Here is a 23741-nt window from a genome sequence, read left to right on the forward strand (position 1 = left end):
GTTAATTATATTCTCTCGATTTACATACTATCCTGAAAAAATATTAATTTCCAGTAATTTCAGTAAGATCGCGTAAAAGCTGGATTCAGTATAAAAACGGATTAAGCGAGTAAATTAGAGCGTAAAAGTCTGAAAATTGCCCGATTTTACGGCGCGGTCTAGCAGTGCGCCATAGGCGAGCGCTCGCGAAATTACGTAAGTAATTAATATACCGCAGTTAACCGTACTTTTACGCAGGCAATGGTTTGGCGCGCTCCGTTCGCGTAAATGATTTCGTAATATTATTATCGATAAAAATTCAATAATTATAGTAATATTAATGTCACAAAATTAATAATTTGTGAAAAAAGCTACAGCACTAAGGGTCAATAAATAATAAAATTGATAGATCTGCTCAATGGGAAAAGAGCCGTCTTAGATCTAAACCCAGCTAAAGCCAGATGTTTGAGCAGTCGAGTTAGACAATATTGCAGTTAGCGAATTCAAAGGAACAGGTAGTGAGCGTAGAAACTTTAGTTGAGAACCCCCAAATCCCGGCAGAATCAGCGCCAGTGCTGTCGGAAGCGTTCGATGCAGCAAACTTTGACCAATCGGTCATGTCCACCTACGCGCGTTTTTCCCTGGCGTTGGAACGGGGGGAGGGTTGTCGCGTTTGGGATACTCAAGGACGGGAATATCTAGATTTTGTCGCTGGAATTGCCACTTGCACTTTAGGACACGCTCATCCAGCAATGGTTGAAACCGTAACGCGGCAAATACAAACCTTGCATCACGTTTCTAACTTGTATTACGTCCCCGTGCAAGGACAGTTGGCGAAGTGGTTAATCGACCATTCCTGTGCAGAGCGGGCGTTCTTCTGCAACTCCGGTGCAGAAGCGAACGAAGGGGCGATTAAATTGGCGCGGAAATACGCCCACACGGTTCTAAATATCGAGTTTCCGGTAATTTTGACCGCGCACGCCAGTTTCCACGGGCGCACCCTAGCGACGATTACAGCCACGGGTCAGCCGAAGTATCAAAAGAACTTCGGTCCGTTGATGCCTGGGTTCGAGTACGTAGAGTATAACGATATTGAGGCGATCCGGAATGCGATCGCAGAAATCGACGAAGGCGATCGGCGAGTCTGTGCAATTATGCTAGAAGCGTTGCAAGGGGAAGGCGGCGTCCGTCCGGGAAATAAAGAATACTTCCAGCAAATACGCCAAATTTGCGATGAAACCGGCATTTTGCTCATTCTCGATGAAGTGCAAGTTGGCATGGGACGCACCGGCAAATATTGGGGATACGAAAATCTCGGAATTGAACCGGATATCTTCACCAGTGCCAAAGGATTGGGTGGCGGGATTCCCATCGGCGCCACATTGTGCAAAGCTAAGTGCGATGTTTTCCAACCGGGAGATCACGCCAGCACCTTTGGCGGAAATCCTTTTGCTTGTGCGGTGGCATTGACGGTGTGTCAAACCCTGGAAAAAGAGAACATTCTGCAAAACGTGCAAGCACGCGGCGAACAATTGCGGCAGGGATTGAGAGCGATCGCATCCAAATACCCGGATAAAATAGCCGAAGTGCGCGGCTGGGGTTTAATTAACGGCATGGAATTAAAAGCCGATATTGCACTAACTTCAGCCGATATCGTCAAAGCAGCGATGGCCTTCGGCGTGTTATTAGTACCAGCAGGACCAAAAGTCGTCCGGTTTGTACCGCCTTTGATTGTAAGCGCAGAGGAAGTCGAGCGGGCATTGCAAGCCGTGGAAGTTGCGATCGCATCTGTGAGTGCGTAGGTGCGATCGCTTCTACCGTTTACCTTTAGTAGCAGGGTAGGCATTGCCTACCCTATTGCTAGCTACTTCTGAACTTCTGCTGTTTCGTTGGGTCGGGTTTATAGATCATCCCGTCAAAGACGATTTTATATGTCGCCGTTGGAACCATTTGTCTGAGTATTTGCAAATGTGCTTCAGCATCGCTGCGGCGACGCAAACGGCAAACAGTGATATTCTGGGCATTTGGTAGAAACCGGATAATGCACCAAGGATGAAGTTGATCGAGATAAGACATAGGGAATTTAAGCGATCGCTTAAATAGCGATCGCGCTTGTTGTTTGTTGAAATGACAATTGATGAGAAACTGAAAAAGCAGATACACCGAAAACGACCTGGTAATAGGAATGCTTTTTCGGTTGCCTGCTACTGAATTGTGTTCTTCCACTATAAGCTGCTTATAGTAACCTTGTCAAGCAGCTTGTATAAGGGACTTATAGTAAGCGAGATGACGGAACAGCAAGGATCAAAACAAGAGTCGCCATTGAAGAAACGCAGAGAAGAGTTAGGACTGACGCAAAGAGACGTTGCTGTTGCTGTTGATGTGTCTGTCCAAACGATAAGTAACTGGGAGACAGGACGATATAAAGAAGCAAAACTGACTCTTCCCCAGATAAAAGCTTTGTGTAAGGTATTGAATTGGAATGTGGATGACTTGCCTAATGATTTTAGAGCGCCTGAGTCTTAATCAGACAAGCTACGCCTCTGGGACTGAATATATCGTCAGGACTTACGCAAAGAAAACGGGTTTCTCTGAAAAATCGTCGCCAAAGGAAACTGGAGATATGCCTCCCTTCCGCACTCGCGTTCGCAGCAATCAACAAAGGTGACAGGATCGTCGTGGGTAATATGATGTCAGGCTTTTCACCCATAATTAAAACTCAGAGCGTCAGAGTGTCCCTACGGAGCGAGCGTCAGTCCTAACTATGGGTAATCAAACGGACATGATATAAGTCCCGATCGTTTCACTGTTTCAGTACACAAATTACCATTTGTATAAATTTTTATACCATTAACACTGGTAAATTCACAGTACTTACGCCCAGAAACAAAGGGCGATCCGAAAAATCCTGGGGAAAGGGAACCAGAGATCGAGGTCGAAACCGGGTTTCTTTTCTCGTCGTGCGTAAGTCCTGATTCAGTAATTTTGCCATAGATATTTTCTTAACAAAATAGCCATCGTAAAAATACTGAATTATTAAAATTGTTGCCATTGATAAATCAATAAAATCATGGAGGCAATTCAGATTGTATAAAATTATAATATAATCAAATATATTTTGAAGTAAACCTGTAGAAAAAGTCAAAAAATTACTGTTTTGAAGAAGATAGTATATGATTAAGAGCAAAACACTTGCCGAAACCATGACTGACAATCCTGCTCAAATAATTATTAAAGATAGACGGGAATACAATAGTTGGGTGGCGAGTGAAACTTTAGAAGATTATGCCCTGCGCTACACTCCCAAATCTTTCCGCAAGTGGTCAGAGTTGCTGGTTGCCAATACAGCGATGGGAGGAATTTCTTTTTTAGCCTTAGAAGCGATTGGGGGGTCAATAGCCATCAGCTATGGGTTTGCCAATTCCTTCTGGGCGATTATTGTTGTAGGCGCGATTATTTTTCTGGCGGGTATTCCGATTTGTTACTACGCCTCGAAATATAACATCGATATGGATTTGCTAACGCGAGGCGCGGGATTCGGTTACATTGGCTCCACGATTACTTCGCTGATTTATGCTTCGTTTACGTTTATATTCTTCGCCCTAGAAGCCGCCATTATGTCCCAGGCGCTAGAGCTATATTTCCACCTGCCTTTGGCAATCGGTTATATCGTTTGTTCTTTAATTATTATTCCCCTGGTATTCTTTGGGGTGACTCTGATTAACCAGATCCAACTCTGGACGCAACCTTTATGGTTAATTTTGATGATTGCCCCTTATATTTTTGTGCTATACAAAGAACCTGCCGCGCTCTCTAATTGGTTCAACTTTGCAGGTAAATCGACTAGCGGTGCTGCTTTCGATCCGCTGTTGTTTGGTTCGGCGGCTACCGTATCTTTTTCTTTAATTGCCCAACTGGGAGAGCAAGTAGACTATCTGCGTTTTCTACCCGATAAAACAGCAAAAAATCGAACTCGGTGGTGGCTGGCTGTGATTTTAGCAGGTCCCGGCTGGATTATTTTGGGGGGAGCCAAACAGTTAGGCGGCGCTTTTCTAGCCTCTTTAGCTGTAAGTCATGGCGTCAGTTTTACCAAAGCAGTCGAGCCAATTCAAATGTATCTAGCTGGGTTTGAAGCGATATTTTCAAATCCAGCGATAGTTTTAACCGTCGGCACGCTGTTTGTGATTATTTCTCAGATTAAAATTAACGTCACCAATGCTTATGCAGGTTCCTTAGCTTGGTCAAACTTCTTTTCCAGAGTGACGCACAGCCATCCGGGACGAGTGGTATGGCTGATTTTTAACGTAGCGATCGCGCTGTTGATGATGGAACTCGGCGTCTTTGCCACCCTGGAGAAAGTGTTGGGACTGTACTCGAATGTGGCGATCGCTTGGATTGGAGCCTTGGTAGCTGACTTAGCGATCAACAAACCCCTGGGAATCAGTCCCTCCTATATCGAATTTAAACGCGCTTATCTCTACAACATCAATCCGGTGGGATTTGGCTCCATGCTCGTGGGTTCCCTAGTTGCGATCGCCGCCTTCGTTGGTGTATTTGGCCCTGTTGCTCAAGCCTACTCTCCTTTCATCGCCCTGGGTTTAGCCTTTATTTTAGCTCCAATTATCGCCATTTTGACTAAAGGCAAATACTACATCGCTAGAGAGAATGTTTTGCTCAAAAATACAATTGCTCATTCCCTAAAATGTTCAATTTGTGGAGCGGAATACGAACCACAAGATATGGCTTATTGTCCAGTATATGACGGGCACATTTGCTCTTTATGTTGCAGTTTAAACAGTCGATGCCACGATATTTGTAAACATGCAAAAATTACCAAAAACCGGCTAAGTCAAATCCAGATTAAAAATATTTTGATTCAAAAAATATCTCCCCATATGGGAGCAAGAATATTAAAATTTATCGGAATTTTCTCGGTGTTATCAGTCACAGTAGGAGCATGTTTAGGAATAATTTATTATCAAGAAATTTGGCTCTCTCCAGAAATTGCATTCCTGGCGAATGCGCTTTTAGGAACATTCCTCAAATTATATGCTGCCTTGCTAGTTTTGATTGGGATTGGCACCTGGTGGTTAGTGCTGGCGCAGGAAAGCCGCGAGTTAGCAGAAGCAGAACTCGACAAGCAAAATCTCCAGATGCAACAAGAAATTATAGAAAGGAAGAAGACAGAAATTGCCTTGCGGAAGTCTGAATCAAAACTGCTCAAGCAAGCCAAAATTCTCCAGGAAACCTTGCAAAACTTGAACCAGACCCAAGCGCAACTGATTCAAACGGAAAAAATGTCCAGCCTCGGTCAATTAGTGGCGGGTGTTGCTCACGAAATTAATAACCCAGTCAACTTCATTTATGCCAATATCACTCATGTAGCAGAATACAGTAATAACCTGCTAGATTTAATTAAATTGTACCAACAATACTATCCCAATATCGATTCAGAAATTCAAGATTTACAGTCAGAAATAGATCTGGAATTTTTGCGCGAAGATTTACCGAAAATACTTGATTCTATGAAAGTAGGAGCCAACCGCATCCGCCAAATTGTCTTGACATTGCGAAACTTCTCGCGCTTAGATGAAGCCGAAATGAAGCCGGTGAATATCCATGAAGGCATTGATAGCACGCTGTTAATTTTGCAGCATCGTCTCAAAGCCAAACCCGAGCGAGGCGAAATTGAAATTATTAAAGCATACAGCGATTTACCTGCGGTCGAATGTTATGCAGGCAAGCTCAACCAGGTGTTTATGAATATCTTGAGCAATGCCATCGATGCTTTAGAAGAAAGGGAAAAAGAAGCGGCAAAGGAAAAGCAGTCTCTCCCTTCTCCCTGCCTGTGGATTACGACTGAAATTATTGACAAAGATTGGGTCATAATTAGCATCAAAGATAATGGAATAGGAATTACCGAGATAGTAAAATCTCGACTGTTCGATCCCTTTTTTACCACCAAACCAGTCGGTCAAGGAACCGGATTGGGATTATCCATCAGTTATCAAATTATTGTCGAGCATCACCGCGGTAGGTTGCGGTGTCTATCCACACCAAAAAAAGGAACCGAGTTTCAAATTGAAATTCCGATTCGGCCAAGTTAAACTGTGGCATTACAAGAGATTTAATTGGCTGTTTTAACAAATTGCTAATTGCTAATTGCTAATTGTCAATTGCCTCCAGAGCTGTTCAGCAATCAGTGACTGTTTCTTTTTTATTTAGCCATTAGCGATTAGCGATTAGCAGTTACACAACCGTTGCTCAGGGACATGATATAATGCCGTGTCCCTAATTTTTGCGCGTCTGTTATCCTGGTGATGCCGGTAATATTTGCGTAAGTCCTGATTGTTTCCCAATTGTCCAATATCAGCAGACGCTGAACTTTTCCCTAACTTAGCTGTATCGCAATGTCCAGGCGGTTAAACGAAACTGAGATCGAGATCAACAGAATCGCCCGACTGGGTGTAGGCAAACAGCCACCCTCTAAATAAGAATAGCAAGATAAAGCCACCTAAGGGCTGTGGCTCCAGGAAAATAGGCGCTACTCGCCCAGACTATAACTTAGGAAGATCTATCTATGTTGAACAAACTTAAACAATTATAACTCTCATGGCTGTATAAGGAGAAAATAAATGTTGAATACCACTCATCCAGATGAAACATTGCCAAGTCTTTATAACCAACAAAAAACTGTAGGATGGCAAATTGTTGCAGCCGTTGTATTTTGCACAACTTTTGTGTTAATTGCTTATTTTATAATTCCGGTATCCCTACCTCTGTTAGATACAGCAGAACAGCGCTTAATTTTCGCCCTCCGTTGTCAGATCTTTCCCCTCCTAATGCTATTTGCTGGAATTGCAACCATTGGGAACAGTCGATTTCTCAGTCCAGCGATTAACCCATTAGCAAATGCTGAGTCAGAACAAATGCGCGTCCACCTGCGCTATCTCAGCAATACTTTAGAGCAATTCGTGTTATTTTTCGTAGCGACTTTAGTTCTTTCTACCTTTTTAGATGCAGCCAGTATCAAACTAATTCCCATTTTAGCTATTCTGTTTGTCTTGGGAAGAATTGCCTTTTGGATTGGCTATCTAAAAAATCCCCTTTACAGAGGCTTTGGCATGGGAGTTACCTTGTATCCGACAGCTGTTATGCTATTTTACGATGCCTATCGCGTTCTGAGTTTAATCTGGTAAATACCAAGGAGATTGAAAGATGAATCAGAAAAAATCCGCAGAAAAGAGTATTGGCAAAGTCATTGGAATAACAACCCTCGCAGTTGGCGTGCTGCTTGTCATCTACATGATGCGGTATTTCTGATGGCTATAATTGGGGTGATTGAGATTTATATATTCACCCAAACCTACATTTTAAACTCACAAACAAGGAGAACAACTAATGGTTAGCCTGAAAGAAAAAGAGCAAAATACACCAGTTAATAAAATTCCAGAAACATCCGTTCCCAGGTGGCGGCAAACTATCAATGGAATTACCCGCCCCATGTATTATCTGGAAAAAACACGACAAGACTATGGGGACATTTATTTAGCTAAATTTGCCGGTTTTCCCAACCAATTAGTTATCAGCGATCCCCAAGCAATTCAGCAAATTTTTACAGCAGATCCCAATCTGTTTGATTCTGGTTCTGGAAATCAGATTACTGAACCTTTAGTAGGGCCAAATTCATTGATATTGTTAGATGGCGATCGCCACATGCAACAGCGCAAGCTTTTAATGCCGCCTTTTCACGGCGAACGCATGAAAGCTTACGGTCAGACAATCTGCGAGATTTCTCAACAAGTCACTAACGAGTGGAAAATTGGGGAAACTTTTGTTGCGCGTCCCGCTATGCAAGAGATTTCTTTGCAAGTGATTCTTCGCACCATTTTTGGATTAAAGGAAGGCGAGCGATCTCAACAAATCAGAAAGATTTTAACCGCGATGCTCGATTCTTTTAACGAGCCTTTAAGCGCGATATTTCTCTTCTTTAAATCCCTGCAAGTCGATCTGGGATCTTGGAGTCCTTGGGGCAATTTTATCCGACAAAGGGCATTACTTGATGAACTATTGTACCAAGAAATTCGGGAACGTCGCGCTCAACCGGAATCTTGGGGTGAAGATATTCTGAGTTTATTACTATCTGCTCGCGATGAAGCAGGTCAACCGATGACCGATGTGGAATTGCGCGATGAATTGATGACCATGCTATTCGCAGGTCATGAAACAACAGCAACCGCTTTAGCTTGGGCTTTGTATTGGATTCATTACCTGCCAGAAGTGCGAGAAAAGCTGCTGCAAGAACTCAATTATATCGACATTGATAACGCAGATCCGATGGAGATTGCTCGGTTGCCTTATTTGAATGCAGTCTGCTCAGAAACGCTGCGGATTTACCCAATTGTTTTCTTTGCTTTACCGCGAATTTTGCAAGCTCCGATGCAGTTAATGGACTACAATTTACCAAAAGGAACGATGCTGTCTATCTGCATTTATTTGACTCACCATCGCCCGGATATTTATCCAGAACCGAATCAGTTTAAGCCAGAGCGATTTTTAGAACGGCAGTTCTCTCCCTATGAATATTTGCCGTTTGGAGGGAGCAATCGTCGCTGTCTGGGGGCGGCATTTGCCATGTTTGAAATGAAATTAGCACTGGCAAATATCTTATCCCGCTGTTCGCTCGATCTGGCAGAAAAAAGACCTCTAATACCCGTCCGTCGCGGCATAACATTTGCACCCAAGGGGGGAGTGCATTTGACCTTGAAAGCGCGAAATTAACTAATATCAAATCCTGCATCGAAATGATCGGCCTTTCTTGGTAATTGCTAATTGCTAATTGCTAATTTATAATTGCCCCTAGAGGTCGTAATTACGATGCAACGGTCAACGATATAACACCCAAAACTGAGCGCCTAACCCCGAATTATTAGATAATTCGGGGTTCTTTCTGTGTCATTTTACAAGGGTCCACTCTAACACTTTAATAGGAGCTTGTTGCAGTGCTTCTGTAAGTTCGGCATTATTTTCAAATTTGACTTGATTGAGATAGCAAGCTTCGAAGTTGACGGTGAATTGTTTTTCCTCAAAAGGCCAAGGGATAACAGTAATGCTGCCATCGCTTTCTTGCTTGATGTCGTAGCGATCGCCATCAGGACCAGTGCCAATTTCTAAGGCACGTTCGCCTGCGGGAATCTCGCGCTTGCACAAGATTAGGGACAAGCGATATGCCGACCGCACGCTGCGCGAACGCACCACTGAAAAAATGCATAAGCTGCTTCAGCTTCCTTTTTTGTAATCCCCAATTCTTTCCGCCATTTTTCTTGATTTTGTAGTTGCTCATCCAGAAAACTATCCAATTCCGGCGACTCTCCCCGCTTGCCTTCATTCAAAAAGCTCATGTGCATTGAAATTAACATCGCCACCCACCTTCCCCGATAGCGAGCATTATTAGTGAATTCTTTTAGCTGTTTAATGTCGCTTTTTTTAGCAAGGGTAAAATCTAATGGCGTGCCAGCAGGAGTGAGGTGATTACCTTCCCATTCCTTTTCTAAATCGTCGTGGTGGGAAATCGCCGCGACGGTTTCAATGATGCGTTGGGGACGGTCTTTTTTATGCCAGTTTCCCGCGATTTGTGCTGCTAGTAAAGCATGGGCGCGGTGGTAAATAATTTCCCATCCATTCTCGTGTTGATTAGCAATCACTAAAGCATCATCCTCCTTGCTTGAAATACCGAATTTGGTATGCCAATTGACACCTAAATATGAGGATAATCTTCGGTCAGATTTGGCAAAAGTAACTTAGGGCAGACATGCTTGCCTATCTTAAGAAAGATACTCTTAGGGTCTATGAGAGTAAACTCAGATCTTCCATCAAGGGAGGTGGAACCTCCCTGAATTCGTTCCCAGGTTGAACCTGGGAACGAGAAACGAGAAAACACTCAGATCCTCGACTTCTAGAAGAAGTCGGGGATCTATCTTACTGTTGAAAACAAGCCGTCAGTGCGATCGCCAGTGCATCCGCCGCATCATCTGGCTTGGGGATATAATCTAAATTCAACTCGTGGGCGACGGCTTGTTGTACCTCTTGTTTATCTGCATTGCCCATTCCCGTTAGCGCCTGTTTCACCTGGGCGGGTGTATACTCGACAAATGGGACGCCGTGCTGAGCTAAAACTAGCATAATCACGCCCCGCGCTTGGGCGATCGCAATCGTGTTACCCATGCGATAAAAAAATAGTTTCTCAATTGCTACCAGATCGGGTTGCCATTCCTGCATCAAGGTGTGCAGATCGTCGTAGATCGTGCGGAGTCGTTCCCCCATTTCGGTATTGGCTTCGGTTTTAATCGCACCAAAATCTAGCGGTGTAGGACTTTGTGGCATTTGGCAGCGAATCACCCCAAACCCTAACACAGCCAGCCCCGGATCTAATCCCAGAATTCGCTGCTCCATAAAAATTTCAGATTTTGTACTACCTTGGCGTGAAATACTTTATCCCAAGTGGGTGGGTACAATAAGGTCGTTCAATCTGATCGGCAATCGCTGAAAAAAACCCACATATAGACGCTCAAGGGATGAAACTTGTTCTTTACTGGCTCAGAGTTGATAAATATGGCAAAACTTTGCTAACAAATACCTAATCAAACCGCGCTGAGAACAAAAATGCGACTCGCAGCTTGGTTCAAAAATATATATCATACATTGTTCTGGCGATCCTGGTGAAGTACCGGGCGCTGATGCTCCGCATACAGCACGGACTTCCGGTCTCCTCTGCCGTTGCCACGTTAGGGACATACTACAGGATGTGAGGAACCCAATCCGATGATGGTCTTACACAGCATCTCTGGTGCTTGCGAACCTTTATCCAGTCAGTGCCAGAACCCCGGCAGCAACTCGCCTGCCGCTGGTCGAAAGCTTTCTGTTTGTAAAACTTCTCTTGGTCTTATGCCATCGCCGCCAGCTGGAGAAGTTCCTTCCCAGATCTACCGATCTTTCTGCGGCAAGAGTCGTCACTCTACTTCAGAATTAGCCTGTCTGTTCGATCCGGTCAGGCGGGATCGAGACCATCTGTATTATAACTCGAAACCCTTGCAAATTGGCAGTTTCGGGGGCATTCACCCAGACTCAACTGCGTTGGGGGTCTGTGTATCCCGACGCTGACCGTTCTCTTGGCGGGACGAACATCGCCCCCAAACCCCCATTTAGTTAAATTCACCACCCCCGGATTCATCATGTCAATTGGTATATTCAAACAAGTTCTACTCCTCCTGTCTCAGGAGTCGCGCCTAGCCTGGGGTTTTAACCCCAGGACTCCCCGGCGATTTAACCGATGGTTTAAGTGGTTAGCGCCCGGTTTGTTAGTGAAACGCTGGTTGCTGATCAGTGCTACCGGCGTGCTGCTGACAAGTCTGGGAATGGCGATATGGGTGAAGCTAACGCCCACCTATCGCCTGATTCAGTTCACGTTCGAAGTTGTAGAGAAGATTGCTGCGATCGTTCCCAACTATATCAGCGGGCCTATAGTGATACTCTGTGGTCTGCTGTTGATTTTATGGGGGCAAACCCGCAGCCTGGGTTCAATTACAGAGGTTCTCAAACCTGGGGGAGATGACGAACTGATTGACATGCTGCTGGCGCATCGCCGGTTAAATCGGGGTCCGAAAATTGTAGCGATTGGCGGCGGTACGGGGCTTTCGACGCTGCTGCGGGGATTAAAGGCTTACAGCGGCAATATAAGCGCGATTGTCACCGTAGCGGACGATGGCGGCTCCTCAGGACGCCTGCGGCGGGAAATTGGAGTTTTGCCCCCTGGAGATATTCGCAACTGTTTGGCAGCGTTGGCAGATGAGGAAAAGTTATTAACCGAATTGTTTCAATATCGGTTCAAGGCGGGGGATGGTTTAACGGGTCACAGTTTTGGTAACCTGTTCCTGACGGCGATGAGCGAAATTACCGGCGATTTAGACCGAGCGATCGTAGCCAGTTCCAAAGTTCTAGCCGTGCGAGGGCGAGTGTTACCGGCGACGCTCTCAGATGTGCGTTTATGGGCGGAATTAGCCGACGGACGCCGCATTGAAGGCGAGTCGAATATTACAGAAGCCAAAGGCAGCATTGTGAAAATTGGTTGCACACCCGCCAATCCACCCGCGTTACCCAAAGCGCTCAAGGCAATTCAGGAAGCGGATTATATTATTATCGGGCCGGGAAGTCTTTATACCAGCGTGATTCCGAATTTGTTGGTGCCGGAAATTGCTAGTGCGATCGCCCAACGGCAAGTCCCCCGCATCTACGTCTGCAACGTCATGACCCAACCGGGAGAAACTCAAGGATACACCGTTGCCGACCACATCAAGGCCATCGATCAAGCCTGCGGACAGCGGTTATTTAACGCCGTCCTCGTGCAGCGGAAAGTCCCCTCCGCCAAAGCGCTGATCCGCTATGCTCAAGAAAATTCCTATCCCGTGCGCCTAGATCGAGAAGCAGTAGGACAATTGGGGCGTCGGATCGTTCTATCCAACGTCATGGATGAAGATGAAAACACAGGTCTAGTCCGCCACAATCCCCAAAAACTAGCTCGCGTTCTCCTGCGATGGTATGGTCGCGCTCAAACCGGCTAATTGCTAATGGCTAATAGCTCTTACAATTAGCCATTAGCTATGAGCCATTAGCCATGAAACTCGAGTCCAATACAATTGTTTTGCCTGATGCAGAAGCGACGCGCGAACTCGGTCGCAATTTAGCTCCATCCCTCCCACCGGGTAGCGTCATTTTATTAGAAGGAGACTTAGGCAGCGGCAAAACTACCCTAGTTCAAGGTCTTGGTGAGGGATTGGGCATAAAAGACCCCATTGTCAGTCCCACGTTTACCTTAATTAACGAATATCTGGAAGGACGCATCCCGCTTTATCACCTAGATTTATACCGCTTAGAACCCAAAGAAGTTGAAGCATTGAATCTAGAAGCTTATTGGGAAGGCATCGAATTTCTGCCAGGAATAGTTGCAATAGAATGGGCAGAAAGATTACCCGATCAACCTAATAATTATATCAAAATTTGTTTGACATATCAAACAGATGGCAGCCGTCAAGCTCAAATTCTACCCGTTCAATCTGCAGATTTGTAGCTACTGTACTGAATCGCCGTTGCGGCTGGTGCTGTCCCGATTTCTTCGTCTTCATGGCAATCTATCCCAACATTACTTACCTCAGATAGCTTATCTGAGACCACCTCTGCTGATTTTTCGCTATTGCTCTGAAGCTGAGCTAAACGCTCTTGTTCCAACTGCTGCTTTTGTTCTTCCAGATTGCGCTTCTCTTCCTCCAGCTGATTAAGTTTTGCTTCCAACTGCGCCTGTAGCTGCAACTGCTGGTTGAGCTTTTCCATAGCAATTTCGACATTCTGTTTGACAGTTTCTTCTGTCTTCTTTTTGTCTTCTTTTTGCCTTTCCTGCAAGTTGGAAATAAACCCCTGCACATCTTGCTTAATATACTGCTCCACGCGCTCGGAAAAAGCGGTGTAGGCATCCGTATCGGTTTCAAACTGACGATAGGATCCAGTCAGTTGAAAGAACTCCCAACCCTCAATTTTCAAGCCTTCGGCAGTATTGCGGTAGTTGCGGTAGTTCTCGCCATAAGCAAAAAATTCTTCGATCGCAGCGGAGATGGCTACCACCTGACTTAAGCCGAAAGCCGCCCAGCCAAACCATTCCTGCCACTGAGCGGTACCCTTGCCAAAGCCGACCAGCGCCGGGATAATCACCCCGCCAACGATAGTAGTCAGTCTGAGGGCGTAATGGCGATCGCGGTTTTTGGTGGCTCGTCCCTCCAGCCACAGTAATTGATCGAGCCAGCGCTGCTTGAGAAAGTCTTTTCGCAACTCTGACAAGTCGAGTTGGTCGATCAGTCCACTGATATCGTGTCCGGTTGCATCGGTTGCGTTTGGAGAGCTGGGGGAGCAAAGGGGATGGGGGAGCTGGGGGAGAAAAAACGCTTTTTCGCACAATCAACTATACACAACTGATCTCTCGCGGACATGATATGAGGGTCTGTTTGAGGTATTGGCGATAGTCGTCTTTCTTTGCCATAGTTTTAAATTCCTCCTGCTAAAAATTTGTTTCCTCCAAGTTAATTGCACCCACTTCATGAGTTGGCGCGCCTACAGAGAGCTAAACAACTGATTTACTGGAACTAATTTTGTTGCATATCTGGCGATCGCTCTCGTCTAACTTTGGATTCGTCCGCAGATAATCCCCCAGCCAAGTACATCCCTCTGTCTGTAGCTTATGTGGCTGTAGGACTCGATCTACAGGCCACAGAATCACTAGGGTGTCGTCACTCACTTGCAGAGGCAAGCGTCTGACCATCTGGACTAAAAGCGACGCCATTGACCGCATCGCTATGTGCGTGAATAGTGGTTTGCAGCTTTCCTTGGTGATTCCAGAGTTTAATCGTGTTGTCCGCACTGGCAGAGGCAATCCTTTGACCATCGGGGCTAAAAACAACTTGATTCACCGACTCACGATGTTTAAGTGTTTCCACATAAGTGAGCCGAATCCCTTCCCGTCGCCAAAGTTTAATCGTGTTGTCCACGCTAGTTGTGGCAATCAGCTTGCCATCAAGACTAAACGACACATCGGTCACACGACCCTTATGCGCTGTCAGACTTGCCAGCAACTTACCCTCTAGATTCCAAAGCTTCACAGTTTTGTCTTTACTCCCTGTGACAATTAGCTTGCCGTCTGGGCTAAAAGCAACGCTTTCAACTGCATCCTCATGTTTATCTAGGGTTGTGAGCAATTCCCCCTCTAGATTCCAAAGCTTCACACTATTGTCCTCGCTGGCAGAAGCAATCAACTTGCCATCGGGGCTGAAAGCGACAGCCGTCACCTGATCGCTGTGTTTCTCTAGGGTTTTGAGCAATTTCCCCTCTAGATTCCAAAGCTTCACAGTTTTGTCCTCGCTGGCAGAAGCAATCAACTTGCCATCGGGGCTGAAAGCGACAGCCGTCACCTGATCGCTGTGTTTCTCTAGGGTTTTGAGTAAAGTGCCATCTCGCCGCCACAGTTTGATAGTTTTGTCACCACTAGCAGAAGCAACCAACTCTCCATCTGGGCTGAAAGCGACTGCTGTGACTATACCTTGATGTTCAGAAAGGGAACTGATTGCCTCAGCGAGTGCGGACAAAACTATCAAACTGTGGCGGCGAGATGGCACCTTAGTCCATACCCTGGAAGGAGACAAAGGGCACAAGGCTAGCGTGGAGGCAGTCGCTTTTAGTCCAGACGGAAAGCTACTGGCTTCGGCAAGCGATGATAAAACTGTGAAACTGTGGCATCGCGACGGCAGTTTGCTCAAAACTCTGACGGAACACAAGGGTGAAGTGGAGGCAGTGGCTTTTAGTCCGGACGGAAAGCTACTGGCTTCGGCAAGCGATGATAAAACTGTGAAACTGTGGAATCGCGACGGCAGTTTGCTCAAAACTCTGAGGAAACACAAGGGTGAAGTGGAGGCAGTTGCTTTTAGCCCCGATGGCAAGCTAATTGTCTCAGCTGGTCGAGACAAAAATCTTAATCGGCTGATGGTTTGGAATCGCGACGGCTCGCTTAAGAAAGAATTTTGGGCGTTTAGTGAAGTAAAAGCAGTGGCATTTAGCCCCAATGGTCAGACGATTGCCTCCGTCAGTTCGGATAAGGCTATCTACCTGTGGAATCGCGATGGTTCCTTGAAGGAGATAATTCGGGGACATGGCGATAAGGTCACAGATGTGGCGTTTAGCCCTGATGGTCAGACGATTGCCTCAGCCAGCGAAGACAACACCGTCAATCTTTGGAAGATGGATGATTCCTTGCTGAAAACCCCTTTGATATCTTGTAGTGCTTGCTTCGCCCTGAGTGCTTCCAACAGAGCGTCTAATTTTTTATTATCCGCAAACAGTGCTACTGAAGACTTAGCTAGTGCTTCAGCCGTGGCCTCTTTTGCCTGATGTTTACTTTGGGTGGCTCTGATATACATAAATGAAGACACTACACACCCTAGTAAAGACAATGCTCCCAACACCGTGGCGACAACCAGGAACCTTTGTTGGAGTCTGGCACTTTTTTTCTGTTCTGCCAGCCTTGCTTCGGCTTCTTTGGTCTTTTCCTCCTGCAAGCGCAGCAGTTCAGCTTGTCGCTGCTTTTCGGCTGCCTCGGCAGCGACGATCGCTTTGTGACTCTCCTCAATAAATGTTTGCTGCAACGCCGTCGGTGCAGGCTGTTTGTTTTCTGCTAATGCGGTTTGCCACCATTTTTGGGCAATGGCAAACTCACTCCCCCACAGCAGCAAATCCTCATTCCTGCCTTTTTCCTCCCACTCCAGCGCCCGTTGCGACCATTTTGTGTGATTCTGGACCTGTTCTTGATCCGTATCTAGGGTTCTGATCAGTTGGCTGAATCTGGTGGCAAAGTCGGTTTCGTTTTGGTTAAAGTCAATCCATTCCTAGCTCCGGATGCAACTGTGCTGGGTTCACCGCTTGTTGCAGCACCGTCACAAACCGCTTATTCAGCGAAGCTGCGCATTCCACCTCATTCCCACAGTCGGGGCAATTTACTGAGCTAGGTGAGACTATAAATAAAAAGTTGTCTGAGATTTCAATGCCGCGACGAATTTCCTGCTGAAAGTCTGCATCCGAAGCAATGCTTTCCTGGTCAAACCAAGTGGTTTTCCCCTGCAACTGTAAGGCATCATTCAGCTGACGCGCCAAGTCAGAATCAGTACCGCAATAGGAGATAAATACATCCAGCGATCTTGCAGGTGGCTGTCTGTGACTTTCCGCGATATATTCTTCCTGTAAAGGTGTGGGACGATGCAACTTTCTCTGCCTTGCCACCTTCAACCAAGCTTCGGCATGACGCAGATTGTAACCCCGCAGCAGAATGCTCGGATTATCATGCTGTTGCTTCCACTTGAGCGCATTGACTAGCAGTAGCTTATGGTTCTGGTAGTAAGCTTCTTCTTGGTGCAGAATCTTGATTAACTTACTTTCATCCAGACGATAGTCTTCTTCCTTAACGTTGTCAGTCAAGTCTATATACTGCAAACTCCGCAGTTCTGGCGGTATTTGTTGGGGGTCAGTTTCTTGCACCAACAAGGGGATGACGCGCTTGTTATAGGAGAGAGCATAGTTGAGTTCTCGCTGACAGTAGGCAGAGTTTAAAGCTGCGGGCGAGAGCAGATAAACAACATTATCCGCTTGTTCAATTCCTCGCTCAATTGCCTTCTCAAACGTTTCCCCTGTTTGAATATCGGTGGTATTCGTCCAGACAGTGAACCCCTCTCGCCGCAAGCTGTTGCGTATTTTTTCCCTCACCCCCTTGTCCTCATAGGCATAAGACAGGAACACCTGAGTCATCAGGTTGTTGGCATTCTTGATACTTTCGGTGATGTACTCGCAATGCAAGTTGGTCGGCGTACAGGGGGGTTGTTCGTTTTTGAACCTGACTTTTAACCAGGATTCTGCCTGCTGGCGTTCTTCCCCAACCAGTAAGTGGCGCGACTGGTTCTGCTGGCTTTCCCACTCCAGTGCCTTGGCTAAAAAGTAGGTGTGCTGATGCACATAACTTTTGTGACGATCGAATATCCCCAGCAGTCCTGTAAGTGACTGGTCAAAGTCGTCTATCCCTTCACGAAAATACACCCAGTTAATTTTGCCAACTGCTGGATGCATGTTGGGAAAACTTGAATGCAAGCCTTTGGCTTGGTACGCTTCCCAGTCGGCATCTGTTCCTTGAGGGTTGCGCTGCTGCCCGGTGTCGCGGTTAATTTGTTCCACGTGCAGCAAGGGGATAATCCGCTTGTGGCATTTGAGGGCAAGTTCTATTTCTTTGCGGCAGTAGGGGGAGTTGATTGAATGGGGGGCAATGATGAACAGGAAATTATCCGCCTTTTCCATCCCGTCATCTATTTGATTTTGAAAATCTACCCCTAGAGGGATGTCTTGAAAGTCAAACCAAACTTTCAGGCCGCGAGCGCTTAAGTTTTGGTAGAGCTTGAACGCAAATGCTTTGCTATCTGCTCTTCCATAGGAGATAAATGCATCCTGGAAGCTGTTCATGCATCTGGCGTTAGGTATATTTCCCTAGTGTTTTCCACTATACCAAAAAAATTTTTGCAGTCAAGTAAAGAATTTTAAATAAAATATACAAACCGACCTGCACGCTGAACTGCGACCATCGGCTTTGCGGTGATTCTCGCTACATTTGACGCACTTTTCATGCTGAGTTCGCTGATGTTGTTCGCTCAGTCCAGGGATTGGCGATCGCTTAAGAAAACTTTTGAAAATCACGTTGTATACTTCGTACAGGCATAAACCTTCGTTGAGTTACTAATCGCTAATCCATAATGGAGATGAACAACAGCCAGCTGGCAAGCTGGCACTCTCTATGAGAGTGTAAAGTATAAATGACGAAGAATATGACTGACTTAATTTAAAAATTACATCACGCGATGGAAAAGCATTTTAGCCTCACCTTTGCCAAGGGACAAACAGCAGAGGCCATTCAAGTCCAAGAACCAGCAGAATTACCCAAAGCTTTAAGTCAGATCGGGCTTCAGGAGCAGCGTCCTGTTTTAGTTGTAGTGGGGGGCGCAAGTAAGATTAGCGAAGCTAGCTTTTTAGCTATCCAAGAACTGTTTGTGCAGGTATTAGGCCCCATCGCTGAAACCTTGGAAGCCTATGTAGTAGATGGCGGTACGGATGCGGGAGTCATGCGGTTGATGGGTCAAGCTCGTACCAAAATAGGTGCCACATTTCCTCTAATTGGTGTCAGCCCAGATGGAAAAATAGCATTGCCCAACGATACCAATCCTCCAGCAGATTCTGCACCTTTAGAACCGCATCATACTCATTTTGTGCTGATTCCCGGCAGCAATTGGGGTGATGAATCTCCTTGGTTAGCGACGGTTGCCACTTTGCTAGCTGCTGGCAATCCTTCAGTTACAGTGTTGCTCAATGGCGGGGAAATTACCTTTCGGGATGCTTTGTACAGCGTCTTTGCCGGCAGGTTGGTGATTGTTGTTGCTGGCAGCGGTAGAACCGCCGATCAACTAGCATCTGTCCTGCGCGGGGAACCCACCTCCGATGAGCGCAGCAGACAATTAGCTGACTCTGGGTTGTTGCAAGTAATCGCTCTTGATGATAGTTTTAATTATTTAGCTAAAGTCATTAAAAATTTACTTTCTAATCAGATATGACATTGTACTTCACTCGCTGGCAATCCGGTGTAGTTAACGACGTTACTTTTAGTCGAAACTATCAGCAGTGTTAGAAAAATAGATAAACATGTTAGATTTGCTTCTCTGACTTCCAGACTGGAGGAACTTTTCTGGAATCTCATCGGTCAATAGTTTAAGGTAAACCGAAAATTCTCAGGAGAAGGCTATGAATAAGAGACTACTTAGTGTTGCCAGCTTGTTGGCTATTTTCCAGGCAACTGCGGCTTATGCCTGTAGTTGTCTCCCCAGCAATCCTCAACAAAGTTTTGCATCTGCTCAAGCAGTGTTTGCCGGACGAGTCATTGATGTTATTCAGCCAAATCCTGATTCAGAAGTTCAAGTTATATTTGAAGTGTCCAGGATTTGGAAAGGTCAAAAAAGACCGCGAATCGTTGTTATGACATCTAGTTCCAGTGCTAGTTGTGGGTACTCTTTTCAAAAAACAGAACAGTACCTCGTTTATGCTTCTAGGCAGAAGTCTCAGTTAGAAACAGGGTTGTGTAGTGGAACCAAACCTCTTTCTATGGCTGAACAAGATTTAGCTGTTTTGGGTGAGGGAGAAACACCACGTCCTGGAAGATAAACGAGATTTTAAGCCGATCTAAAGGCGCAAGCGGATGAGTTAGCTAGTAGGGTGCGTTACACTGGGTTAACGCACCCTACAAATTAATAATTTACTATGGCTTTCAGAAAACCAATTACAACTATGGGGGGCTTGCTATGGTGGAGCAACGTTCGACAGAATATGTACTTCATCATGCAAGAGCATAAAGTTGGGATGCCAGTCTGGCCTTACAAATATAGGATATTGCTCAGATAAAACCCTATGGAGATTGCCAACTCCAATGACAGGGAAGAAATTGAATTTGATTGGAAGTATCTAGAGGAACACGCAGTCCCTCAATTAGATCAGGCTATTGACCCAGGTAAGTTTCTCACAACAAACTCTGATGCACTTTTGCAAATTGTTCTGAAAGCTGTGAGATTTATTCCTTAATGGAATACCAAAGCTTTGAATCGCAAGGTAATACCATAGTGCGATAGCCGATCTCCTCTAGGTTGGGTTGACGCCTGTTACCCAACTCTAGTAACCCAAGTTGCTAGTTATAACTATCGTGGGTTGCACAGCAGAAGCTAATCGCAAGCTTGCTAGTTGCTGATGGGAATATTTTTCGGTTCTACCAGCCATTAGCTATTAGCCATTAGCCTGTCTTGGGCCCTAAAAAGATAACTAGCAACAAGCGTTAGTAATGATTCTGTATCTTTGAGCGTTAAAGGGTTTAACTGTTTGAGGCAAACTGTACAAAAAGGCTCAAATAAACAAGCTGGGTGACACCTTGAAATAATCCCCAAGCGCTTTAGCTTGTGCCTTGCTAATCGAACGCTTGCCATTCACAACTTCGGAAACTACGCCGCTAGATCCGATAATACCTACTAAGTCAGCTTGGCGAGTTCCACTGGCTGCCATAATATGTTGCAGAATTTCATGAGGCGTCGATCTATCCATTGGATAATTCTGTGCCTCATAAGCTTCAATCAATATCACTAACAACTTGAGTAAAGCACGCTCCTCTAAAGTACGATTTTTCTTAAAGGTTAGCTGCTCTGCCACTGCCAAAACACGTTCGTACTCCGCTTCTGTCTCAATCGCTACGGGAGCAACTTCAGCCAGTAGATTCCGATAAATAGTTTGGTCAAAAGTCAAGGTCATTTTTCCATTTACCTTTGTCGTATTCAGAATGTGTTAGAAAATATTTGTAGTAAACTACTTGCTCTTGATAGTCGATGCCAACAATCAGGCGATAGTCATTGCCTTTGATGTTGAAGACAGTAAAATTTCCCACCGCTTCAGCATTGCGGTAAATCTTACGAACCTCCTCTAAGTTCTGCCATTCCGCATTCTTGACGGTTGCATACCAGTCATCAATTTGCTTTTTGACATCGGGGTACTGGGCAACATCAGTTCGGAGGTGGCGAATTGAAATCAGATGCATTGTTTGTAGGTTTTCTTTTCATATGTTTTGACCACAAAAATTGATTAACTTTCGCGTACTTAGAGTGTAATACCACTGCAAGTACGGGAGAGGCAATCAATTTATAGCGGATTGCAAATGATTGAGTTATAGCCACTAGGCTTTGTTTGTGTAGCGGCAGCATTAATGCTGCCGCTACACAAACAGTCGCCGTACCTCATACGGCTGCAAACCGCTATATATCTTATTCTCTCAAAATGAGAGGCATTGGTCAAGCTGAAAGGTTGGACACCAATATTTTGATTGGATATCAAGCATCAAACGTTAACGCCTGACCTCTTACTTCTGTATTCAATTTACCCCGTTCGTAAACAACCTGACCGCCGACAATAGTATAAACGGGCCATCCGGTTAAATTCCAGCCTTCAAAGGGACTCCAGCCGCATTTTGTCTGTAATTCTTCGCGTAAAACCGGGCGGTAATTGTTCAAGTCTACAAGAACTAAATCGGCATCGTAACCAACTGCGATCGCTCCCTTCTTCGGTATCCCATAACCCTTCGCTACAGCGGTAGACATCCAATTTGCCACCTGTGCCACCGTACATTTTCCCTGCATTGCCTGAGTTAGCATTAGCGGTAAAGATGTTTCTACCCCAGGCATTCCAGAAGGAGAATTGGGGTAAGGTTGGGCTTTTTCTTCTAAAGTATGGGGCGCGTGATCCGTGGCGATAAAATCAATTACGCCATCGAGTAACGCTTGCCAAAGGACTTCGTTATCGTGGTGCGAGCGCAATGGCGGATTCATTTGCGCCAAAGTACCGATTTTCTCATAAGCATCGGTATTTAATAGCAAGTGTTGCGGCGTTACTTCGCAAGTCACCCAAAGCGGTTTATCCCGACGCATTAACTCGGCTTCTTCCGCCGTGGACATGTGTAAAATATGCAGCCGTCGCTGATATTTTTTCGACAATTCCAGCGCTAATTTAGTCGCATTTAAAGCTGCTTGATTATCCTGAATTTGAGAATGAATCGCTGGCTCGCTAATGCCGGCAAATTCTTGCCGTCGCTGGTTAATTCTGGCTTGATCTTCCGCGTGAACGGCAATTAAACGTTTTCCGTTAGCAAAAATAGCTTCGAGGGCTGTTTCTCGATCTACTAATAACGCTCCGTGCATCGACCCCATAAAAATTTTAATGCCGCAGGTCGGGTTGGCTTCTACCAGATCGGGTAAATTTTCTGCCGTCGCCCCGATAAAAAAGCCATAATTAACCAAGCTCTTCTGTGATGCCCGTTGCAGCTTGTCATCTAACGCTGCTTGGGTGGTGGTTAAAGGGCGGGTATTGGGCATTTCTAGGAACGAGGTTACCCCCCCTTTGGCACAGGCGCAAGATGCGGTAAACAAATCTTCCTTGTGTTCCAGTCCAGGTTCGCGAAAATGTACCTGCGGATCGATGACTCCTGGCAACAAAGTTAAACCTTTTGCGTCTATTTCCTTATCTGCTGTGGCGCTGACTTCTCTTGCGACTTCGACAATGGTGCGAGATCGCACCAGCACATCTCCCACCAGATACCCTGCGTCGGGCAACAGAATTCGGGCGTGGCGGATTAATAGGGATGGGTTATGGGTCATGGATTATAGGTCAAGCAGGACAATTTCAATAGTTCATCCTTGATTGTTTTTGAGTCAACAGCGATTCTAAAGTCATGTTAGATTTGTTAAGAACGCTGAGATTTCTGGCTATCGGATCGAGCCAGGGGGAATTCTTGGCGATCGCTCTCTAACTCACCTACTATTATTGTTTAGGAAAGCACCAATCCCCGCCTTGCTTTCCATTACGTTAAAAATCTACATGACTCGCGTGCAAAAGCAAGTTCCAGATAATACATCCAATCAAAACTCCGATAACGCCTGGTTAGAAGCTGTCAAGACGATCGGATTAAGTGCAGTATTGGCTTTTGGCATTCGCACCTTTGTGGCGGAAGCGCGTTACATCCCCTCCGGGTCGATGTTACCAACGCTACAGATTAACGACCGCTTAATCGTTGATAAGATCAGCTATCGGTTTAACGATCCTCAGCGGGGAGATATTGTGGTATTCATGCCACCCCAGAAGGCTGCTAGTTGCTTTAGTAACTTTCCCGACCCCAATCCAAATAATAATAATTGGGCTGACTCGTCCTCAGATACTACCACCCAGAATAATCCCAAACTCAAGGATGCCTTCATCAAGCGCGTGGTTGGGCTACCCGGCGATAAAGTCGAGGTTAAAGGCGAACAGCTGTTTATTAACGGTCAAAAGTTGCCAGAAAAGTATATCGATGCCCCTCCCAGCTACCAGTTTGGCCCGGTTACCGTACCTCCGAAATATTACTTAGTCTTGGGTGATAATCGTAACAATAGCTGCGATAGTCATTTCTGGGGTCCCGTTCCCCGCGACAATATTATTGGTAAGGCAGTGGTTCGTTTCTGGCCTCTCAATCGCATGGGGGGACTGACTCCACAACCGTTGTATCCTGCTAAATAGTCAGTAGCCCAGAG

Annotated in this window: 20 protein-coding genes and 3 pseudogenes; 13 read left to right on the forward strand and 10 right to left on the reverse strand. The window is 45.7% G+C overall.

Annotated elements, in window-relative coordinates:
• The first annotated feature begins 497 nt into the window (after positions 1–497).
• A complete protein-coding gene (locus MiSe_RS15910; protein WP_226581370.1) occupies positions 498–1781 on the forward strand; it encodes an aspartate aminotransferase family protein in 1284 nt (427 codons plus the stop codon).
• A gap of 58 nt (positions 1782–1839) precedes the next feature.
• Here the strand turns inward: MiSe_RS15910 and MiSe_RS52025 are convergent, their stop codons facing one another.
• Positions 1840–2205 carry a hypothetical protein gene (locus MiSe_RS52025; protein WP_307731439.1) on the reverse strand — a complete coding sequence of 122 codons (366 nt, stop codon included), beginning with the start codon at positions 2203–2205 and terminating at the stop codon, positions 1840–1842.
• 96 nt (positions 2206–2301) lie between these two features.
• On the opposite strand from MiSe_RS52025, the gene MiSe_RS15920 reads away from it, so the two are divergent.
• Complete coding sequence (locus tag MiSe_RS15920) at positions 2302–2505, forward strand: helix-turn-helix transcriptional regulator (RefSeq protein WP_307731440.1); 204 nt, start codon at positions 2302–2304, stop codon at positions 2503–2505.
• Positions 2506–2821: 316 nt separating this feature from the next.
• On the opposite strand, the gene MiSe_RS15925 is transcribed toward MiSe_RS15920, so the two are convergent.
• Entirely contained in the window at positions 2822–3031 is a 210-nt protein-coding gene (locus MiSe_RS15925) for a hypothetical protein (protein WP_226581376.1), read from the reverse strand.
• Positions 3032–3152: 121 nt separating this feature from the next.
• Between MiSe_RS15925 and MiSe_RS15930 the strand changes: the two genes are divergently transcribed.
• From MiSe_RS15930 to MiSe_RS15940, 3 genes are all read left to right on the forward strand, one after another.
• Positions 3153–6086, forward strand: a complete 2934-nt coding sequence (locus MiSe_RS15930) for an ATP-binding protein (RefSeq protein WP_226581379.1) — start codon at positions 3153–3155, stop codon at positions 6084–6086.
• 528 nt (positions 6087–6614) lie between these two features.
• Entirely contained in the window at positions 6615–7178 is a 564-nt protein-coding gene (locus tag MiSe_RS15935) for an MAPEG family protein (protein WP_226581394.1), read from the forward strand.
• A gap of 202 nt (positions 7179–7380) precedes the next feature.
• Entirely contained in the window at positions 7381–8760 is a 1380-nt protein-coding gene (locus MiSe_RS15940) for a cytochrome P450 (protein WP_226581396.1), read from the forward strand.
• A 174-nt stretch (positions 8761–8934) separates the two neighbouring features.
• Here MiSe_RS15940 and MiSe_RS15945 read toward each other — a convergent pair.
• A pseudogene (locus MiSe_RS15945) lies at positions 8935–9683 on the reverse strand (DUF3891 family protein).
• Positions 9684–9957: 274 nt separating this feature from the next.
• Complete coding sequence (gene ruvC, locus MiSe_RS15950; protein ID WP_226581398.1) at positions 9958–10431, reverse strand: crossover junction endodeoxyribonuclease RuvC; 474 nt, start codon at positions 10429–10431, stop codon at positions 9958–9960.
• A gap of 369 nt (positions 10432–10800) precedes the next feature.
• Here ruvC and MiSe_RS15955 point away from each other — a divergent pair, with 369 nt between their 5' ends.
• From MiSe_RS15955 to tsaE, 3 genes are all read left to right on the forward strand, one after another.
• Positions 10801–11139: a hypothetical protein gene (locus tag MiSe_RS15955; protein WP_226581401.1), complete on the forward strand. Its 339-nt coding sequence runs from the start codon at positions 10801–10803 to the stop codon at positions 11137–11139.
• 71 nt (positions 11140–11210) lie between these two features.
• Positions 11211–12596 carry a gluconeogenesis factor YvcK family protein gene (locus MiSe_RS15960; RefSeq protein ID WP_226581404.1) on the forward strand — a complete coding sequence of 462 codons (1386 nt, stop codon included), beginning with the start codon at positions 11211–11213 and terminating at the stop codon, positions 12594–12596.
• Between the two features lie 53 nt (positions 12597–12649).
• Positions 12650–13102, forward strand: a complete 453-nt coding sequence (gene tsaE / locus MiSe_RS15965) for a tRNA (adenosine(37)-N6)-threonylcarbamoyltransferase complex ATPase subunit type 1 TsaE (RefSeq protein WP_226581417.1) — start codon at positions 12650–12652, stop codon at positions 13100–13102.
• Here tsaE and MiSe_RS15970 read toward each other — a convergent pair.
• Together MiSe_RS15970 and MiSe_RS15975 are read right to left on the reverse strand one after the other, a co-directional pair.
• Positions 13084–13980 carry a DUF4231 domain-containing protein gene (locus MiSe_RS15970; RefSeq protein ID WP_226581420.1) on the reverse strand — a complete coding sequence of 299 codons (897 nt, stop codon included), beginning with the start codon at positions 13978–13980 and terminating at the stop codon, positions 13084–13086. The two genes, tsaE and MiSe_RS15970, sit on opposite strands and share 19 nt — an antisense overlap.
• Before the next feature lie 329 nt (positions 13981–14309).
• Positions 14310–15191, reverse strand: a complete 882-nt coding sequence (locus MiSe_RS15975; RefSeq protein WP_226581432.1) for a WD40 repeat domain-containing protein — start codon at positions 15189–15191, stop codon at positions 14310–14312.
• Between MiSe_RS15975 and MiSe_RS15980 the strand changes: the two are divergent.
• A pseudogene (locus MiSe_RS15980) lies at positions 15133–15813 on the forward strand (WD40 repeat domain-containing protein); the annotation flags it as partial. The gene MiSe_RS15975 and the pseudogene MiSe_RS15980 sit on opposite strands and share 59 nt — an antisense overlap.
• Positions 15814–16184: 371 nt before the next feature.
• Here the strand turns inward: MiSe_RS15980 and MiSe_RS15985 are convergent.
• Positions 16185–18069 (reverse strand): annotated as a pseudogene (locus tag MiSe_RS15985) (toll/interleukin-1 receptor domain-containing protein); the annotation flags it as partial.
• A 392-nt stretch (positions 18070–18461) separates the two neighbouring features.
• On the opposite strand from MiSe_RS15985, the gene MiSe_RS15990 reads away from it, so the two are divergent.
• The 3 genes from MiSe_RS15990 (at position 18462) to MiSe_RS16000 (ending at position 20226) form a co-directional block, all read left to right on the forward strand.
• Positions 18462–19208, forward strand: a complete 747-nt coding sequence (locus MiSe_RS15990; RefSeq protein WP_226581466.1) for a TRP family putative cation channel — start codon at positions 18462–18464, stop codon at positions 19206–19208.
• A 187-nt stretch (positions 19209–19395) separates the two neighbouring features.
• Complete coding sequence (locus MiSe_RS15995; protein WP_226581469.1) at positions 19396–19812, forward strand: hypothetical protein; 417 nt, start codon at positions 19396–19398, stop codon at positions 19810–19812.
• A 243-nt stretch (positions 19813–20055) separates the two neighbouring features.
• Positions 20056–20226 (forward strand): hypothetical protein, encoded by a 171-nt coding sequence (locus MiSe_RS16000; RefSeq protein ID WP_226581472.1) that lies wholly within the window; start codon positions 20056–20058, stop codon positions 20224–20226.
• A 315-nt stretch (positions 20227–20541) separates the two neighbouring features.
• Here the strand turns inward: MiSe_RS16000 and MiSe_RS16005 are convergent, their stop codons facing one another.
• The 3 genes from MiSe_RS16005 to MiSe_RS16015 form a co-directional block, all read right to left on the reverse strand.
• On the reverse strand, positions 20542–20940 hold the full coding sequence (locus MiSe_RS16005; RefSeq protein WP_226581475.1) for a helix-turn-helix domain-containing protein: 399 nt from the start codon (positions 20938–20940) through the stop codon (positions 20542–20544).
• Positions 20924–21223 carry a type II toxin-antitoxin system HigB family toxin gene (locus MiSe_RS16010; protein ID WP_226581477.1) on the reverse strand — a complete coding sequence of 100 codons (300 nt, stop codon included), beginning with the start codon at positions 21221–21223 and terminating at the stop codon, positions 20924–20926. Before MiSe_RS16010 ends, MiSe_RS16005 begins: the two co-directional genes overlap by 17 nt.
• A 289-nt stretch (positions 21224–21512) precedes the next feature.
• Entirely contained in the window at positions 21513–22832 is a 1320-nt protein-coding gene (locus MiSe_RS16015) for a dihydroorotase (protein WP_226581480.1), read from the reverse strand.
• A 220-nt stretch (positions 22833–23052) separates the two neighbouring features.
• Between MiSe_RS16015 and lepB the strand changes: the two genes are divergently transcribed.
• The gene (lepB, locus tag MiSe_RS16020) at positions 23053–23727 is read left to right on the forward strand and encodes a signal peptidase I (protein ID WP_226581595.1); all 675 of its coding nucleotides are present in this window, start codon (positions 23053–23055) and stop codon (positions 23725–23727) included.
• Positions 23728–23741 lie beyond the last annotated feature (14 nt).

Source organism: Microseira wollei NIES-4236, assembly GCF_020521235.1.
In the GTDB taxonomy this organism is placed as follows: Bacteria; Cyanobacteriota; Cyanobacteriia; order Cyanobacteriales; family Aerosakkonemataceae; genus Microseira; species Microseira wollei.